This is a genomic window from Microbacterium sp. CCNWLW134 (assembly GCF_037083565.1).
Lineage (GTDB): Bacteria > Actinomycetota > Actinomycetes > Actinomycetales > Microbacteriaceae > Microbacterium.
The window spans coordinates 1,167,933-1,184,558 of the sequence record NZ_JBAOJU010000002.1 but is presented as its reverse complement, the minus strand read 5'-3'; the positions used below and the strand labels follow the sequence as shown (position 1 = coordinate 1,184,558).

General features: G+C 70.4%; 15 protein-coding genes. 8 read left to right on the top strand and 7 right to left on the bottom strand.

Annotation, left to right across the window (positions count from 1 at the left end):
- The first annotated feature begins 209 nt into the window (after window positions 1–209).
- From V6S02_RS16240 to V6S02_RS16230, 3 genes are read left to right on the top strand one after another with little or no spacing between them, the layout of a single operon-like run.
- Window positions 210–1,103 carry a carbohydrate ABC transporter permease gene (locus tag V6S02_RS16240; protein ID WP_442927944.1) on the top strand — a complete coding sequence of 298 codons (894 nt, stop codon included), beginning with the start codon at window positions 210–212 and terminating at the stop codon, window positions 1,101–1,103.
- The gene (locus V6S02_RS16235; RefSeq protein WP_141939418.1) at window positions 1,100–1,924 is read left to right on the top strand and encodes a carbohydrate ABC transporter permease; all 825 of its coding nucleotides are present in this window, start codon (window positions 1,100–1,102) and stop codon (window positions 1,922–1,924) included. The genes V6S02_RS16240 and V6S02_RS16235 overlap by 4 nt, the downstream gene beginning before the upstream one ends.
- A 33-nt stretch (window positions 1,925–1,957) precedes the next feature.
- Window positions 1,958–2,896, top strand: coding sequence for an alpha/beta hydrolase (locus V6S02_RS16230; protein WP_336401649.1), 939 nt, complete (start codon window positions 1,958–1,960; stop codon window positions 2,894–2,896).
- A gap of 70 nt (window positions 2,897–2,966) precedes the next feature.
- Here V6S02_RS16230 and V6S02_RS16225 read toward each other — a convergent pair whose 3' ends face one another.
- Window positions 2,967–4,406 carry a cryptochrome/photolyase family protein gene (locus V6S02_RS16225; RefSeq protein WP_336401648.1) on the bottom strand — a complete coding sequence of 480 codons (1,440 nt, stop codon included), beginning with the start codon at window positions 4,404–4,406 and terminating at the stop codon, window positions 2,967–2,969.
- 72 nt (window positions 4,407–4,478) lie between these two features.
- Between V6S02_RS16225 and V6S02_RS16220 the strand changes: the two genes are divergently transcribed.
- Window positions 4,479–5,738 carry an NAD(P)/FAD-dependent oxidoreductase gene (locus tag V6S02_RS16220; protein ID WP_336401647.1) on the top strand — a complete coding sequence of 420 codons (1,260 nt, stop codon included), beginning with the start codon at window positions 4,479–4,481 and terminating at the stop codon, window positions 5,736–5,738.
- A 12-nt stretch (window positions 5,739–5,750) separates the two neighbouring features.
- On the opposite strand, the gene V6S02_RS16215 is transcribed toward V6S02_RS16220, so the two are convergent.
- From V6S02_RS16215 to gnd, 3 genes are read right to left on the bottom strand one after another with little or no spacing between them, the layout of a single operon-like run.
- Entirely contained in the window at window positions 5,751–6,428 is a 678-nt protein-coding gene (locus V6S02_RS16215) for a DUF1345 domain-containing protein (RefSeq protein WP_336401646.1), read from the bottom strand.
- A gap of 1 nt (window position 6,429) precedes the next feature.
- On the bottom strand, window positions 6,430–7,200 hold the full coding sequence (locus V6S02_RS16210; protein ID WP_336401645.1) for a hypothetical protein: 771 nt from the start codon (window positions 7,198–7,200) through the stop codon (window positions 6,430–6,432).
- Between the two features lie 12 nt (window positions 7,201–7,212).
- On the bottom strand, window positions 7,213–8,265 hold the full coding sequence (gnd, locus tag V6S02_RS16205) for a phosphogluconate dehydrogenase (NAD(+)-dependent, decarboxylating) (protein ID WP_336401644.1): 1,053 nt from the start codon (window positions 8,263–8,265) through the stop codon (window positions 7,213–7,215).
- Between the two features lie 163 nt (window positions 8,266–8,428).
- Between gnd and V6S02_RS16200 the strand changes: the two genes are divergently transcribed.
- Window positions 8,429–8,983, top strand: a complete 555-nt coding sequence (locus tag V6S02_RS16200; protein WP_124293909.1) for a Dps family protein — start codon at window positions 8,429–8,431, stop codon at window positions 8,981–8,983.
- A 380-nt stretch (window positions 8,984–9,363) separates the two neighbouring features.
- Complete coding sequence (locus V6S02_RS16195; protein ID WP_336401643.1) at window positions 9,364–10,296, top strand: hypothetical protein; 933 nt, start codon at window positions 9,364–9,366, stop codon at window positions 10,294–10,296.
- A gap of 36 nt (window positions 10,297–10,332) precedes the next feature.
- On the opposite strand, the gene fdhD is transcribed toward V6S02_RS16195, so the two are convergent.
- From fdhD to V6S02_RS16180, 3 genes are all read right to left on the bottom strand, one after another.
- The gene (gene fdhD, locus V6S02_RS16190) at window positions 10,333–11,253 is read right to left on the bottom strand and encodes a formate dehydrogenase accessory sulfurtransferase FdhD (protein ID WP_336401642.1); all 921 of its coding nucleotides are present in this window, start codon (window positions 11,251–11,253) and stop codon (window positions 10,333–10,335) included.
- Window position 11,254: 1 nt separating this feature from the next.
- Window positions 11,255–12,331 (bottom strand): GTP 3',8-cyclase MoaA, encoded by a 1,077-nt coding sequence (moaA, locus tag V6S02_RS16185; protein WP_336401641.1) that lies wholly within the window; start codon window positions 12,329–12,331, stop codon window positions 11,255–11,257.
- 182 nt (window positions 12,332–12,513) lie between these two features.
- Window positions 12,514–14,019 carry an L-serine ammonia-lyase, iron-sulfur-dependent, subunit alpha gene (locus tag V6S02_RS16180; protein ID WP_336401640.1) on the bottom strand — a complete coding sequence of 502 codons (1,506 nt, stop codon included), beginning with the start codon at window positions 14,017–14,019 and terminating at the stop codon, window positions 12,514–12,516.
- A 135-nt stretch (window positions 14,020–14,154) separates the two neighbouring features.
- Here V6S02_RS16180 and V6S02_RS16175 point away from each other — a divergent pair, with 135 nt between their 5' ends.
- Together V6S02_RS16175 and cydB are read left to right on the top strand one after the other, a co-directional pair.
- Window positions 14,155–15,573, top strand: coding sequence for a cytochrome ubiquinol oxidase subunit I (locus V6S02_RS16175; RefSeq protein ID WP_336401639.1), 1,419 nt, complete (start codon window positions 14,155–14,157; stop codon window positions 15,571–15,573).
- Window positions 15,574–15,587: 14 nt separating this feature from the next.
- On the top strand, window positions 15,588–16,622 hold the full coding sequence (cydB, locus tag V6S02_RS16170) for a cytochrome d ubiquinol oxidase subunit II (protein WP_336401638.1): 1,035 nt from the start codon (window positions 15,588–15,590) through the stop codon (window positions 16,620–16,622).
- The last annotated feature ends 4 nt before the right edge of the window (window positions 16,623–16,626 follow it).

Here is a 16,626-nt window from a genome sequence, read left to right as displayed (position 1 = left end):
CGCCGCCCCCCCCCCCCCCCCCCCCCCCCCCCCGCCCGCCCCCCCCCCCCCCCCCCCCCCCCCCGCCCGCCCCCCCCGCCCCCCCCCCCCCCCCCCCCCCCCCCCCCCCCCCCCCCCCCCCCCCCCCGCCCCCCCCCCCCCCCCCCCCCCCCCCCCCCCCCCCCCCCCCCACCCCTCCCCCACCGCCATCCACCCCGGACGATCCCGCGCTGACCCGCCGGCGGCGCCGGCGCCGCGTCATCCGAGACCTCCGGATCTACCTGCTCGTGCTGCCGGCAGCGGCGTTCTACATCGCCTTCGTGCTCCGCCCGATCGCGCTGACCGCGCAGTACTCGCTGTACGACTGGGATGGCTTCACCACCGCGTCCTGGGCGGGCCTTGCCAACTACGGCGAGGTCTTCGGCAACCCGACGCTGCTCGGCGCCATCCTCAACTCCTTCGAGCTGATCATCTACTTCAGCATCATCCCGGTGATCCTCGGACTCTTCGCAGCGAACATCATCCGGGGAATCGCAACGAGCCGGCTCGCCACGGTCTCCCGCACCGTCCTCTTCCTCCCGCAGGTCATCCCGCTCGTGGCCGCAGGGATCATGTGGAGCTGGCAGCTGTCCTCGAGCGGCTTCGTCAACCAGCTGCTGAGCGCGATCGGCCTCGGCGGACTCACGCGCGCCTGGCTCGGCGACTTCAACACCGCCCTTCCCGCCGTCGGTCTTATCGGCGCCTGGGTGCAGCTCGGCCTGTGCACCGTGCTGCTGCTGGCCGGCATGACCAAGATCGACCCCGCCCTCTACGAGGCGGCGCGCATCGACGGCGCAGGTCCCGTCCGCGAGTTCTTCTCGATCACCCTGCCGAGCGTCCGCCAGGAGCTCGCCGTCGCCATCACCGTGACCGTCATCTCCGCGCTCGCGAGCTTCGACATCATCTACATCTCCACCCAGGGCGGCCCGGGCAACAGCACGCTCGTCCCGGGCCTGCAGATCTACTACCTGGCCTTCTTCCAGCGCGACGTGGGCACAGCCTCCGCTCTCGCGGTCGTGCTGATGCTGCTCGTGCTCCTCGTGGTGCTGCCCCTGCAGCGCATCATCCGCGGGAGGGACGCATGATCACCCCGCTCCGCGACAAGATCCTCGGCCGCGCGCTGCTGTTCCTGCTCATGGCGATCACCATCATCCCGTTCGTGAGCCTCTTCGTCACGGCGCTGCATCCCCCCGGAACCTACCCCGCCGGCATCAGCTGGCCCGAAACGCCGCGGTGGGACAACTTCCTCACGGCGTTCCAGTCGGCCAACATGCTCGAGCTGCTGTGGTCGAGCGTTCTCATCGAGCTCGGCGTGGTTCCGATCGCGGTGCTGATCGCCACCCTCGCCGGTTTCGCGCTCGGCCACCTGCGACCCCGCGGCGGCAACGCGGTGTTCATCGTGTTCATCCTCGGGCTCACCCTGCCCTTCGAAGGCATCGTGGTGCCGCTGTACTACCAGATGCGCGACATCGGGCTGCTGAACACCCGGTGGGCGATCATCCTCCCCCTCATCGGCCTGTTCATGCCGTTCGCGATCATGTGGATGCGTGCCCACTTCGTGAACATGCCCCACGACCTCTCCGAAGCCGCTCGCGTCGACGGAGCGACGACCTGGCAGCTCTTCTGGAAGATCCATGTGCCGCTGTCGGCACCGGCTTTGTCGTCGCTGGCGATCCTGCTGTTCCTGTGGACCTGGAACCAGTTCCTCCTTGCCATCGTGCTCGTCGACGATCCGGCGAACCGGACGATGGCCGGCGCTCTCGGCGCCTTCCAAGGCCAGTGGGGAACGGATATCCCGCTCCTGTGTGCCGGGTCGCTGCTGATCCTCACCCCCACGCTGCTGATCTTCCTGATCTTCCAGCGCCACTTCGTCTCCGCCCTCCTCCAGGGCTCCCTGAAAGGCTGATCGATGCCGCCGATCCCGCCTTTCGATCCCGACGTGGCACACGCCCTGGCGACCAACCCGGACATCGTCACGACCCTCCGACCCGACGAGATCGAAGCCCTGCGCACCCGGAGCGTCGTTCCCCCGAGGGAGGAGATCACCCGAAGCGGTCGCCTCGAGCACTCCGAGCATGTGATCGAGGGTCCCGGCGGCGACCTCCGGGTCATCCTCCTCCTCCCGGCGGCACGCACCGGTCCGGTGCCGGTGCTGCTCTTCGCCCACGGCGGCGGGCTGGTCGTCGGCGGGCCCTACGACGGCCTGGCGCCCCTGACGGCTCTGGCCGACGAAGCGGGTCTCGCCATCGCCTCGGTCGACTATCGCCTCGCTCCCGAACACCGCTATCCCGCCGCCGTCGAAGACGTCTATGCCGCGCTCGCGTGGGTTGCGGGCCAGGCCTCCGCGCTCGACGTCGATCCCGACCGCATCATCCTGTCGGGGATCAGCGCCGGCGGCGGCCTCGCCGCGGCGACCGCCCTGCTGGCCCGCGACCGCGGCGGGCCGGGTGTCTTCGCCCAGCTGCTCGTCTGCCCCATGCTCGACGATCGCAACCAGACGGCCTCGAGTGCGCAGATGGCCGGCCACGGCGCATGGGACCGCGACGCGAACGAGACCGCCTGGAGCGCCTACCTCGGGCCCGACCGCACCGACGTGCCCATCTACGCCGCACCCGCGCGGGCCGAGGATCTGTCCGGGCTTCCGCCTGCCTTCATCGACGTGGGATCGGCCGAGACGTTCCGTGACGAGTGCGTGGCGTACGCCGACCGCATCTGGCAGAGCGGCGGAGACGCCGAGCTGCACGTCTGGCCCGGTGGGGCGCACGGCTTCGACGCCCTCGTGCCCGAGGCGCTGCTCAGCCGCGATGCCACCCTCGCTCGCGCTCGATGGCTCACTCGCGTGCTGGTGCACGGTCGGCGCACCCTCGCGGGCATCTGAACCTGCCCCCACCGGTCGTCCCCCCGGCCGGTGGGGGTACGGCCACCCCTGGCCTCCGAACGCAGACCGGTCAGTCTCCCCGGCGCCGGCGCATCTGCGCGAGCGGCATGTTCAACCGGGGGTTGCCGGCGAGCTTCGCCTCGTGCCGATCGAGGAAGGCCCAGTAGGCGCTGGTGAAGACCGAGTCGCGGGCCTCGCGGTCGCTGCCCCACCACCGGCCCATCTTCTGCAGGTAGGCCCCACCCGAGACGTAGGGCTTGGTGGCCACGCCGCCGCCGTCGGCGTACTGACTCATCCCCTGCACGTTGGGCACCATCACCCACTCGTACGCGTCGACGAAGAGCGCCGAGTACCAGTCGAACACCGCCCGCGGGTGATAGCCCTGGAGCAGGAACCAGTTGCCGAGGACCATGAGTCGCTCGATGTGGTGGGCGTAACCCCATCGATGGACACGGTCGAGCACCACCCGCACCGGTATCGGCAGATCGTCGGGGATGCCGGCGCCGGTGTACCACCAGTCCTCGAGGGGGCGGGTGAGCTCGAAGTGATTGGCATCGATGAGGGCCGGATCGGCGCGGTAGGACCCCCGCATGTACTCCCGCCAGCCGATCACCTGACGCACGAACCCCTCGAGCGAGGCGATCGGCACCGCGTCACGGTGGGCCACGGCGGCGCGGACGACCTCCTCGACGCGGAGCAGACCGACGTTGAGGAACGGGCTGATGATCGCGTGGAAGAGGAACGGCTCATCGGCGGCCATGGCGTCCTCGTAGCGGCCGAAAAGCTCCAGACGCTCGGCCACGAACGAGGTCAGCCACTCCCGAGCCCCGGAAGCGGTGACCGGCAGCCAGAACTCCGCCGCGTCTCCCGGATGATCGGCGAACCGGTCGGTGACGAGGGCCATCACCTCCCGCGTGATCTCGTCATGCCGGGTCTCGGGAAGGGCGGGGATCGAGATCCCGCCCGCGGGAAGCGGATGACGGTTGTCGGCGTCGAAGTTCCAGGCACCCCCCGCGGGCTTCTCCCCGTCCATGAGGACGCCGGTACGAAGGCGCTGCCATCGGTAGAAATCCTCCATCTTCGCCCGCGGGTGCCCGCCGAACCAGCCATCGAGATCCTCGGCGGCCGTGAGGAACAGCGCGTCCGGGTAGATGCGGGTCGCGACCCCCTCGTCATCGCAGACCCGGCGCAGGCGCTCGTCCACCCCACGATCCGTCGCGCTCATCCACGCCAGCCCCTCGATCCCGTGCTCGCGGATCAGCCGACGAAGGCCCGCCGCGAAGCTCCACTCCTCCCCGACCCGGAGGGAGGCCACCCGGTGTCCGGCTTCCTCGGCGCGCGCGGCGGCATGTCGGAGTCCGGAGAGGATGAGCACGAGCTTGTGCGCGTGGAACGGTCGCCGGGTGAGAGCCGACTCGGCCTCGATGAAGAACAGGATGTCGATGTCGGGATCGCTGAGGGCCGGATGATCCTCGAAGAGCTGGGTGGCGAGGATCAGTGCGGCCTTCATGCCGTCATCCTTCCACCGCCCGGGCGGGGCCGGGGTCGTCCGGGGAGGCTGCGGTCGTCGTAGGCTCGGCACATGTCCCGCACCGGCGCCGCCGCGCACGACGTCGTCGTGATCGGAGCCGGCCTGGCGGGTCTTCGGGCGGCGGACATCCTCGCCCGGGCAGGACGCGATGTCGTGGTGCTCGAGGCGGCCGACGACGTCGGCGGCAGGGAACGCACCGACATCGTCGACGGGTTCCTCCTCGACCGCGGCTTCCACGTCCTGAACCCGGCCTACCCCGCTCTCCGGCGCGCGGTCGACCTCCCGGGCCTGGACGTCCAGGCCTTCCCCGTCGGGGTGCGCGTGCGCCGCGAGGGGCGTTCGGTGCGCCTGGGGCACCCCCTGCGGCATCCGGGCCTCATCCCGGCGTCCGTCGCGAGCGGGCTCGTCCGACCCGCCGACCTCTGGGCGCTCGCCCGGTGGATCATCCCGGTGCTCCTCGACCCGAAGGGCGTCGTCTCCGGGCCCGACGGCAGCCTCGCCGAGGGGTGGACGCGGGCGGGTCTGAGCGGGCCGCTGCGCACCGAGGTGCTCGAACCGTTCCTCGCCGGCGTGATCGCCGACGACACCGGCACGACCTCCGACGCGTTCGTCAAACTGCTCGTGCGCATGTTCGCGATCGGGCGGCCGGGGCTGCCCGCCGGGGGAATCGCAGCCCTCCCCCGACAGCTGGCGTCGCGGGCCGAGGCGGCGGGTGCCGACATCCGTCTCTCCCACCGGGTCACCGCCGTGTCTCGCGGAACGAACGTCTGCGAGGTGGCGATCGCAGGGGCCGACACCGTGCACGCGAGCCACGTCATCGTCGCGGTGGGGCCCGAGACGGTCGCGACGCTCACCGATCTCCCGGCACCGAAGACGAAGGGACTGCAGACCTGGTGGTTCGACGCCGAGCACGAGCCCGCGTTCGACGCCCTCTTGGCCGTCGACGGGCGACGCCGGGGTGCGATCGTCAACACCGCGGTCCTCTCGCGCACGGCGCGCTCCTACGCCCCGACCGGCCATCACCTCGTGCAGGCCACCTGCCTGCTCCCCGCCGACGGCGGGGGCGCTCCGGAGGCCGACGTCCGCCGTCAGCTCGCGGAGCTGTGGGGGAAGGATGCCGCGCAGTGGCGTCTTCTCCGCCGCGACGACGTGCGCCACGCCCTTCCCGCCCAGCCGGCTCCCCTCCGCACGCGGAGTGCGCCCTGGATCGCAGAGCGGATCCTGATCGCCGGCGACCACCGTGACACCGCCTCGATCCAGGGCGCGCTCGTCTCGGGAGCGCGCGTCGCGCGGGCGATGCTCTCGGCGTGAGACCCTCCGGCCTCAGCGCCCGCCGGCCTCGGCGATGGCGCTCAGGGCGGTGACGATGATCAGGCCGTTGACGAAGTACCCGATGACGGAGTGGGTCATCACCCGCCACCGCATCCGACGGTCGTGCACCTCGACATCGGAGGCGGCGAAACTGACCGCGACCGTATACGAGAAGTAGGCGAACTCGAGGATGCCGGGGGTCGTCGTGCCGGGGAAACGCAGCGGACGGTCGTTCTCGCGGTAGTACAGCTGCAGGTAGAGCTGCGCGTACCCCCAGTGCAGCAGGGTCCAGGCGAGCAGCATGGCCCAGATCCCGATGACGTCGAGCAGCGGGGTGATCGCGTCGTCGGGCTGGAGGAAGATGTGCTGGACGGTGGCGACGACGCCGACGGCGCTGGTGAAGATGGTTGCCGTCAGCGAGATCGTGCGCGGCACGATGCCGAGCTCCATCAGCAGCGGTGGCCCGTCACTCTCGGCTCGACGCCCCGCGACCCACAGGACCACCCAGATGCCTGCCGCGTATGCCGTGCCCACGGCGCACCAGGCCAACAGAAGGACGGCGGAGGCCGCGTTGCCGGGGGCGAGGATGAAGCCGATCCCCAGCAGCACGAGCGCCAGTTGCAGCACCGAGCTGACGACGAGCCCCCACACGGCGGAGCGTCGCCGCGCACCCGTGACGAGGCCGCTCACCTCAGAACATCCACGGCTCGATCCCCTCCATACCCTGGCCGCTCTCCCGGGGCGGATCGGCGGTGATCGGCGGCGGCGTCCACCGGCGGCGCAGGCGCCGCACGGCGGGGTTGCGGCCGATCCCCTGCGCCCCGCGCATCCCCGCGCGCAATCGGATGAGATCGGCGGCGCGAGGACCGGTGGGGATGTCACGCGGCAGCGAGGATGCTGCGACGATCCAGTCGGGGAGCGAGAGGAGACGCAGGATGACCCTCAGCCGCTCGGACTCGGACACGCTGTCGCGCTCCAGCTCCTCGTCGAGGATCTCCGTCAGCTTCTCGCCGGCCTCGGGGACCCCCGCGAGGGCCGCGAACTCCGGCGCCGCGGCGACACCCACCGGCTCGGCGGCGACATCGTCGTCAGCGCCGGGCTCGGCCGACGGGTCGCTGTCGTAGCGGCCGAGCTCCTCCGTGCCCCGCCAGGCGACCACCCCGAGCTGCCGGTCGCGGCGCACCCGCACGGCCAGGACCGCACACTCGAGCTGCTCGGCGACCACCGCTGCGACCTCGATGATCCCGCGGCGTTCCGCCGCCACGACTCCCGCTCCCGGATCGCCGATCACGACCTGCGTGCCCGATGATGCGGGTGCGATCCAACCGGTGAAGCGGATGACGCGGAGAATCCTCTCCAGAGAGGCTGCGTCCGCGGCATCCGTCAACAGCACCAGCGCGCCGTAGGAGTATCCGTCGGGTCCGCCGACCTCGCCGGGTGTGGAGATGGGCAGATAGGCCATCGCGATGTCCGATCAGGCGTCGGCCTTGCGGCCCCCCGCTTCGAGCACGTCGCCCGCGGGGAGCTCCTGGTGACCGCCGAACTGCAGGCGCATGGCCGAGAGCACCTGGTTGGCGAAGTGGTCCTCGCCCCGCGATGCGAAACGTTCGAACAGCGACGCGGCGAGCACCGGGGCAGGCACGCCGGTGTCGACGGCGGCCTTGACCGTCCACCGGCCCTCGCCCGAATCGGACACCCGACCGGCGAGACCGTCGAGCGTGGGGTTGTCCTGCAGGGCGGCCGCGGTGAGATCGAGCAGCCACGAGGAGATGACCGACCCGCGGCGCCAGAGCTCCGCGACCTTGGGCGTGTCGATGGTGAACTGGTAGAACTCCGGCTCCTCCAGCGGCGCCACTTCTGCGGAGTGCTCCGCCTGATGGATGCCGGCATCAGCATGTTCGAGGATGTTGAGGCCCTCGGCGAGCGCGGCCATGATCCCGTATTCGATGCCGTTGTGCACCATCTTCACGAAATGGCCGGCACCCGACGGACCGCAGAGGAGGTAGCCGAGCTCCTCCGGCGCGAAATCGCCTTCGCGGCCCGGGGTCCGTTCGATCTCCCCTCGACCGGGGGCGATCGTCGCCAGCACCGGCTCGATGCGGGTGAAGGCCTCGTCCGGGCCTCCGACCATCAGGCAGTAGCCGCGGTCGAGGCCGAAGACGCCACCGCTCGTGCCGACGTCGACGTAGTGGATGCCCTTCGGCTTCAGCGCGGCCGCCCGACGAACGTCGTCGCGATAGTTGGAGTTGCCGCCGTCGATGATGATGTCGCCCGGTTCGAGCACCTGGACGAGCTGGTCGACGACCCCGCCGGTGAGACCTGCGGGGATCATCAACCACACCACGCGCGGGGTCTCGAGCTTGCCCGCGAGATCGGCCAGGGTCGCCGCGCCCGTCGCACCTTCCGCGGCGAGAGTGGAGACCGCGTCCTGATTGACGTCGTAGACGACGCAGTCGTGACCGTCGCGCATCAACCGTCGGACGATGTTCGCACCCATCCGCCCCAGTCCCACCATCGCCAGTTGCATCTGTCCTCGCTCCGCTTCGCGCACCGGACGGTCCGGCCCCTGCTCGCAGTCTAGGGACGCCGTGCGACGAGCGGCTATCACTGCTGTCGGCCCGGTGCAAGCTCTCCCTCCGAATTCGTCGCTCGCCTATCGTCGAATCCACCCCGACCGATAGGAGCGTTCCGTGGCCACCACGTCCGACAAAGCCTCTTCCGCCACCCGCAACAAGCGGCGGCCGTCGCGCGGCGCCGAACTCACCGATGAGCAGAACGCCGAGAAGGGCTTCCAGGCATCGGAGACCCTGAGCAACAGCCTGCAGCGTGTTCTGGTCGACCTGATCGAACTCTCCCTGCAGGGCAAGCAGGCCCACTGGAACGTCGTCGGGACGAACTTCCGTGACACCCACCTCCAGCTCGACGAGATCATCGACGCCGCGCGGGAGTTCGCCGACGACATCGCCGAGCGGATGCGGGCGCTTCACGCCCTGCCTGACGGCCGCAGCGACACCGTCGCCGAGACGACCACCCTGCCGGAGTTCCCGCAGGGCGAGATCGCCACGACCGAGGTGATCGACCTGATGACCGAACGTCTCGACGCCGTCGCCGGCACCGTCCGCGAGGTGCACGACCCCGTCGATGACGAAGACCCCACGAGCGCCGACATCCTGCACGGGGTTCTCGAGCGCGTGGAACAGCTGTCGTGGATGGTGAGCGCGGAGAACCGCAAGCCCCGGCGCTGACAGCGAGAGACGAGAGCGGATGCCGTGGGGGCGGCATCCGCTCTCGTCATGTCCGGGGGGCGGACGCGCCGGGGTTTGGGCCGTGTCCGCCGACCTCGCTACTGTGTAGCGGCGGCGCTGACGCGGATCCGTCGCATGGAGAGGAAGCGATGTCCGACCAGAACCCTTCTCCCGGAGACGGGCAGCAGCCCGCCGATCCTCCGCCCGCGGGCCCCTACGCGCCTCCCGCAGGTCACTACGCGCCACCGCCGGGGCCGCAGTACGCCCCTCCCGCGGGGCAGTACGCCCCTCCGGCGGGGCAGTACGCGCCTCCGGCCGGGCAGTATCCCGCGCCGCCCTCCTATCCGGGCACCCCGCTCCCGCCGTATGCTCAACCTGGCATGGCCTATCCGGGGTCGCCGTCCTCCCCGGGAGCACCCGATACGCGCCCCAAGGTCCTCGCGATCGTCGCACTGGCTGCGGCGATCGTCGGTCTCCTCATCGCCTTCATCCCCTTCTTCGGGTGGCTCTCCGCACCGGTCCTGCTGGCCGCGCTGGTGATGGCCATCATCGGCCTGGCGGTGAAGTCGCAGGGGGGCAAGGGCTTCAGCATCTCCGCGCTGATCATCTCGGTGCTCGGCGGCATCACGGCGATCGTGGTGACGATCGTGGCGACGCTGTTCACGACGATCTCGACCATCGAGACGATCGACGACGGCATGACCGACCCGTTCGCCCCCGGCGGTGGGGAACCGGTCGCCTCGGCCGAACCGATCCAGGTCGTGGAGACGGCCTTCGGCCAGGACACGCTGGATCCCGGACTGTGGTGGTACGTCGTGATCGTCGACAACCCGAACCCCGACGCGGTCTTCGAGTTCGGGGAGATCACCACCGAGGCGGTCGACGCCTCGGGCACGATCCTCGACAGCTCCACCGACTACATCACGATGCTTCCCGGTCAGGTCGCCGTGTCCGGATCGTTCTACGAGGTGGGCGCGAACGAGATCACCGCGCTGGAGGTCATCGGTCCCGACCCCGCCGAAGCGGTATCCGAGCCCTCGACCGGGGCCGGTACGTTCTCGGTCGGCGAGCTGGCGGCGACCGGCGACGACTACGTCACCGAGGTCTCCGGCACCGTCACCGGGGAGTTCCCGGTCGATCAGGAGTTCGTGGGGGTCACCGTCGTGGCCCGCGATCCGGGCGGAGCGATCATCGGCGGCACGTCGACCTACATCGAGCGCCTGCCCGCCGACGGCGGCAGCGCCCGCTTCGAGGCGATCTTCTTCACCCCGTTGCCGGCCGACACCGTGTACGAGGCGTATCCGTTCCTCTGATCGGCCGGCGTGGACCGGTCTTCCCGGCGACCGGTTTCAGGCGGAGAGAAGGATCCTGTCGGGGTGCGTGTAGACGTTCATCGACGCGCCCCGCAGGAAACCCACGAGCGTGAGACCCGAATCCTCGGCGAGTTCGACGGCGAGCGACGACGGCGCCGAGACCGCCGCGAGGATCGGGATGCCGGCCATCACGGCCTTCTGCACGAGCTCGAAGCTCGCCCGCCCCGACACCTGCAGCACCGTGCCCGCGAGCGGAAGCCGGTCGTTCAGCACCGCCCACCCGACCACCTTGTCCACCGCGTTGTGGCGCCCGACGTCCTCGCGCACCACGAGCGCCTCGCCGGTCGCGGCGTCGAAGAGCGCGGCAGCGTGCAGCCCGCCGGTCTTGTCGAAGACATCCTGCTGGCGCCGCAGCTCGTCGGGGAAGCCGGAGAGCATCGCCGCCGGCACCCTCGCCTGGTCGAGCGCGATGTCGTAGCTCGACACCGTGCGGACGGCATCGATCGACGCCTTGCCGCACAGCCCGCAGCTGCTCGTCGTGTAGAAGTTCCGGGCGAGATCCGGGTCCAGCGGCGGGACGTCAGGGGCCAGCGAGACATCGAGCACGTTGTAGGTGTTCCCGTCAGCCGATGATCCCGCGAACGATGCGGTGGCGCCCGGCATCCCTCCCGGCATCCCTCCCGTCAGCCTTCCCGTCCCCGGGCCCCCGCAGTGGATGGCCGAACGGAACTGGTCACCGCGGGAGATCACCCCCTCCGACACCAGGAAGCCCGCGGCGAGCTCGACGTCGTGCCCGGGCGTACGCATCGTGACCGCGAGCGACGTGCCGCGCACCCGGATCTCGAGGGGCTCCTCCACGGCGAGCGCGTCGGGACGCCTGCGCGCCGCATCCGTTCCCCCCTCGCCGCCGCCGATCGTGACGCGTGTGACGGGTCGGCGCGCGGTGATGCGTCCCATCTCAGCCGCCGATCGCGTTCATCCCGCGTGCGGGCTGAAGGAAGGACGGATCGTTGATGGCGTGTCCGGGGAGCTTCCCGTGGACGCAGGAGCGGAGCATCCGGTCGATCGCGTCATCGCCCGCAGCGGGCCCGCGCAGGACGGGGAGCAGGTCGTACTCGGTCGTGGAGAACAGGCAGTTGCGCAGCTGCCCGTCTGCGGTGAGACGGAGCCGGTCGCAGGCGCCGCAGAACGGCGCGGTCACCGAGGCGATCACACCGACCGAGGCCGGACCACCGTCGAGGAGGAAGCGCTCCGCCGGCGCGCCCCCGCGACCGGGCACCGGGGCGAGATGCCAGCGTTCCGAGAGCGCGGCCAGGATCTCGTCGCGTGTGACCATGCGCTGCCGGTCCCAGGTGTGACCGGCGTCGAGGGGCATCTGCTCGATGAAGCGCAGCTGCGCGTCGTGGGTGAGCGCGAAGTCCACCAGGTCGACCAGCTCGTCGTCGTTGACATCGCGCATGGCGACGGCGTTGATCTTGAGGGGGCGCAGTGCTGACGCCGCGGCGGCGTCGATCCCGTCGAGGACATCGGCGAGCCGGTCGCGGCGGGTGAGGTCGCGGAAGCGGTCGCGGCGGAGCGTGTCGAGCGAGATGTTCACCCGCGAGAGGCCCGCGTCGATGAGGGCGGGAAGCGCCGCACGCAACCCGATGCCGTTGGTCGTCATCGCGATCTGCACCGGCCCGTCGGGTCCGCGCAGGGCCGCGAGCCGCGCGACGATCTCGGGGAGGTCGCGACGCAGCAGCGGCTCGCCCCCCGTCAGCCGGAAGGTCGAGACCCCGTCGGCGGCGGCGATACGGCCGACACGCTCGATCTCGTCGAGGGTCAGGATGCTGGTGCGCGCGAGCCACTCGTTGCCCTGCTCGGGCATGCAGTACGTGCAGCGGAGGGAGCAGCGGTCGGTCAGCGAGACGCGCAGGTCGCGGTGCACCCGGCCATGGGTGTCGACGAGCGGATCGCCGATCGTGCCGGGATCTTCGACCGGATGAGCCTGCGGGCGCGACCGCGCGGGTGAGATCGTCACCGGGATGGCCACCATCTCAGCTGCTCCCTCGCCGCGCAGTCATCCTTCGAGCGTAGTCCCGCCCTGGTCCGGTGTCGCTTCCTCCCCCGCCTGGTGGGATGGCGGGTCGTCCACGATCGGGATGTGCGGGGATCGGCGTTCGCCGCGTCGCAGGGAGGGACCGATGCGGTATCCGCGCCACATCGGCCGAGCGCGGATCAGCACTCGATGACGTTGACGGCGAGGCCGCCCTCGCTCGTCTCCTTGTACTTGTGCGACATGTCGATGCCGGTCTGGCGCATGGTCTCGACCACGGCGTCGAGCGAGACGAAATGCGATCCGTCGCCGCGCAGCGCCAGGCGCGCCGCGGTCACGGCGGTCGACGCCGCGATGGCGTTGCGCTCGATGCACGGGATCTGCACGAGCCCGCCCACAGGGTCGCACGTCAGCCCCAGGTGATGCTCCATCGCGATCTCGGCGGCGTTCTCGATCTGCCGCGTCGTGCCGCCCATGACCGCCGTCAGGCCGCCCGCGGCCATCGCGCATGCCGAACCCACCTCGGCCTGACACCCGCCCTCGGCCCCCGAGATCGACGCGTTGGCCTTGAACAGCGACCCGAGCGCGGTCGCCGTCAGCAGGAACCGCCGGATGCCACGCCGCCGGTTCGCCTCGGCGACGAAGGCGGGGTCCTCCGCAGAGACTCCCCCGCCGGCAGCCCCGGCCCCGTCCGCGTTGAAGCCGAGAAGGGCGCTCCCGACGAGCTCGCCCCACGGGGTGACGGCATTGCCGACACCCAGCCCCGAATCCGACAGGAATCGCCACCAGTACATCGCCACCGCCGGGAGGATCCCCGCGGCACCGTTGGTCGGCGCGGTGACGACACGACCGCCGGCCGCGTTCTCCTCATTCACGGCGAGCGCGAACGCGCCGAGCCATTCCCCGGGGAGCTCGCGGTGCCCGGAGGACTCCGCCTCCTCGAGCTGCGCACGAATGGCCGCCGCGCGGCGCTTGACCCCCAGCATCCCGGGAAGGACCCCGTCGGTGTGAAGACCCGCCGCAACGCACCCCGCCATGGCATCCCAGATCGCATCCAGGCCCGCGGCGATCTCATCCGGTGAGCGCAGCGCCTCTTCGTTGCGCCGAGCGAGCTCGGCGATCGTGATGCCGTGATCGTCGCAGAGGCTGATGAGCTCCGCCGCGCTCGCGAACGCGAAGGGGAAGGTGGCCGCCGCCACCTCGTCGTCGGCCCCCTCGCGCCGGATGAACCCGCCGCCGATCGAGAGGTAGGTCTCCGACAGCAGCGGAGCCTCGCCCGCCGAACCCCATGCCTCCAGGGTCAGCGCATTGGGGTGGCCCGGCATCCGGGTCCGCGGCGCGAACACGACGTCGTCCTTCGAGAACGCGATCGAATGGGTCCCGGCGACCTCGAGCAGCCCACCGGTCGGCCACTGCGCCCACGCCGCTCGCACGACGTTCGGATCCACCGTCTCGGGCTCGAATCCCTGGAGCCCCGCGACCACCGCGTCGGGGGTGCCATGACCGAGCCCTGTCGCCCCGAGCGACCCGAACAGCGTGCAGGAGATGCGGATGACGCGATCGAGCGTTCCGCCAGCGCGCAGCCGTCGAGCGAAGTCACCGGCAGCCCGCATGGGGCCGACCGTGTGGGAGCTCGAGGGTCCTACACCGATGGAGAACAGCTCGAACGCCGAGATGTAGGCGCTCACCCGTCTACCGTACGCCGCTCGCCTCGCTCGACATCGAGACACATCCGCTCGACGTCGAGACAGTCCCCCACGCTGTGGTCAGACCACAGCGTACGCTCGGTCCCGAAGGCCTCAACCGGAGATCGGAGAGCTGACGTGGACCTCCTCGACCCGCTGCTGCTGGCGCGGTGGCAATTCGGGCTCACCACCCTGTACCACTACCTCTTCGTCCCGCTGACCCTGGGGCTCGTGCTCGTCGTGGCGATCTTCCAGACGGCATGGCACCGCACCGGGAACGTGAAGTGGCTGCACCTCACGCGTCTGTTCGGCAAGATCTTCCTCATCAACTTCGCCATGGGCGTGGTGACGGGAATCGTGCAGGAGTTCCAGTTCGGCATGAACTGGTCGGCCTACTCACGATTCGTCGGCGACGTCTTCGGCGCCCCGCTCGCCTTCGAGGGCCTCATGGCCTTCTTCTTCGAGGCGACGTTCATCGGGCTGTGGATCTTCGGGTGGGATCGGCTGCCGCGGCTGCTGCACCTGGCCTCGATCTGGATGGTCGTGCTCGGCTCGACCCTGTCGGCCTACTTCATCCTCGCCGCGAACGCGTTCATGCAGAACCCGGTCGGCTATCAGCTCGCCGCCGACGGCGGCCGCGCCGAACTGATCGACATCGGCGCCGTGCTGACCAACCCCGTCGTGCTCGCGGCCTTCCCGCACACGATCTTCGCCGCGTGGATGTTCGCCGGCACCGTCGTCGTCGCCGTCTCGGCATGGCACCTCTCTCGCGGCCAGCACCTCGACACGATGCGCTCGTCGCTGCGCTTCGGCCTGTGGTTCGTCATCGCCTCGTTCCTCGGCGTCACCATCAGCGGCGACCAGCTGAGCCTGGTCATGGTGGCGACCCAGCCGATGAAGATGGCCGCGGCCGAAGCGATGTGGGACACCGCCTGCGGGGCGGACGCGTCGTTCTCGATCTTCTCCATCGGCACCCCCGACGGCACCGAGGAGATCTGGTCGCTGCGCGTGCCGTACCTCCTCTCGCTGCTGTCCACCCACAGCCTCGACGGATGCGTCGAGGGCCTGAACGACCTGCAGGCGCTGTACACAGAGCAGTTCGGCGCCGGCGTCGACTACCGCCCGATCGTGTGGGTGACGTACTGGTCGTTCCGGTGGATGATCGCCCTCGGCGGCCTCGCCGCTCTCGTCGCCGTGGCGGGGCTGTGGGTCACCCGCAAGAAGGCGACCCGCCCGGTGGCGACGTGGATGTGGAAGGTCGCGATCTGGTCGGCCCCGCTCCCCCTCCTCGGCAGCCTCGTGGGCTGGGTGTTCACCGAGATGGGCAGGCAGCCGTGGATCGTCTTCGGGCTGATGCTCACCGAGGACGGGGTCTCACCGAATGTCCCGGGGTGGACGGTGCTGATCTCGCTCATCGCCTTCACGCTGATCTACGCCACCCTCGCCGTCGTGGAGTTCGGACTCATCCTCCGCGCCGCGCAGAAGGGACCGGAGACGACCCTTCCCGCCGGTGACGACGAGGACGCGGAACTGGCCACCCGGACGACGGTCTACTAGGCGAAAGGCGCATCATGGATCTCCCCTCCCTGTGGTTCTGGATCGTCGGCTTCCTCTTCCTCGGTTACTTCGTGCTCGACGGCTTCGATTTCGGCGTCGGGATGTCGCTGCCGTTCCTCGGCCGCGACGAGACCTCGCGCCGTCAGATCATCAACACCATCGGGCCGGTGTGGGACCTCAACGAGACCTGGGTCATCGTCGCCGGCGCGTGCCTGTTCGCGGCCTTCCCCGAGTGGTACGCGACCCTGTTCAGCGGCTTCTACCTGCCGCTGCTGCTGATCCTTCTGGCCCTCATCGTCCGCGGGGTGTCCTTCGAATACCGCCACCAGCGCGATGACCTCCGCTGGAAGCGGCGCTTCGACCTCATGATCGTCGTCGGTTCGGCGGTCCCGGCGTTCCTCTGGGGTGTCGCGGTGGCGAACATCGTCCGCGGCGTGCCGATCGACCAGGACTTCGAATTCACCGGAACCCTGCTCGACCTGCTGAACCCCTACGCGCTCCTGGGCGGAGCGACGACCCTGCTGCTCTTCTTCACCCACGGGGTGACGTTCGTGGCTCTGAAGACCGATGGACCGGTGCACGCCGGCGCGCGCCGGCTCGCCGTCCGCGCCGGCATCGTGACCTTCGCCGTCGCCGCGGTGTTCCTCACCTGGACCCTCGCCGACGCCTGGAGCGGGGGCGCCCCCGCCTTCCCCGCCGCCCTGATCGCCGCCGGTGTGGCCGCCGTGTGCGTGCTCGGCGGGGTGATCGCCAGCGCCCGAGACCGCGAGGGCCGCGCCTTCGCGCTCGGGGTGGGCGCGGTCGCGGGCGCGGTGCTCACGCTGTGGTTCGCGCTGTTCCCGAACGTGATGCCCTCGGCCACCGACCCCGCGTTCAACCTGACGATCCAGAACGCCTCGAGCACCGATTACACCCTCACGATCATGTCGTGGGCAGCGCTCATCTTCCTTCCGCTGGTTCTGGCCTACCAGGGCTGGACGTACTGGGTGTTCCGCAAGCGCGTCACCCGCCGTCACATCGAGACCGCGGGCGCCGCGGCCGCCCACTGAGAAC

Bases quoted from the DNA above. Each gene is read 5' to 3' on its own strand.
- V6S02_RS16235 (WP_141939418.1), top strand. From the start codon at position 1,100: ATGATCACCCCGCTCCGCGACAAGATCCTCGGCCGCGCGCTGCTGTTC.
- V6S02_RS16225 (WP_336401648.1), bottom strand. From the start codon at position 4,406: ATGAAGGCCGCACTGATCCTCGCCACCCAGCTCTTCGAGGATCATCCG.
- V6S02_RS16220 (WP_336401647.1), top strand. From the start codon at position 4,479: ATGTCCCGCACCGGCGCCGCCGCGCACGACGTCGTCGTGATCGGAGCC.
- V6S02_RS16210 (WP_336401645.1), bottom strand. From the start codon at position 7,200: ATGGCCTATCTGCCCATCTCCACACCCGGCGAGGTCGGCGGACCCGAC.
- gnd (WP_336401644.1), bottom strand. From the start codon at position 8,265: ATGCAACTGGCGATGGTGGGACTGGGGCGGATGGGTGCGAACATCGTC.
- V6S02_RS16195 (WP_336401643.1), top strand. From the start codon at position 9,364: ATGGCCTATCCGGGGTCGCCGTCCTCCCCGGGAGCACCCGATACGCGC.
- fdhD (WP_336401642.1), bottom strand. From the start codon at position 11,253: ATGGGACGCATCACCGCGCGCCGACCCGTCACACGCGTCACGATCGGC.
- moaA (WP_336401641.1), bottom strand. From the start codon at position 12,331: ATGGTGGCCATCCCGGTGACGATCTCACCCGCGCGGTCGCGCCCGCAG.
- cydB (WP_336401638.1), top strand. From the start codon at position 15,588: ATGGATCTCCCCTCCCTGTGGTTCTGGATCGTCGGCTTCCTCTTCCTC.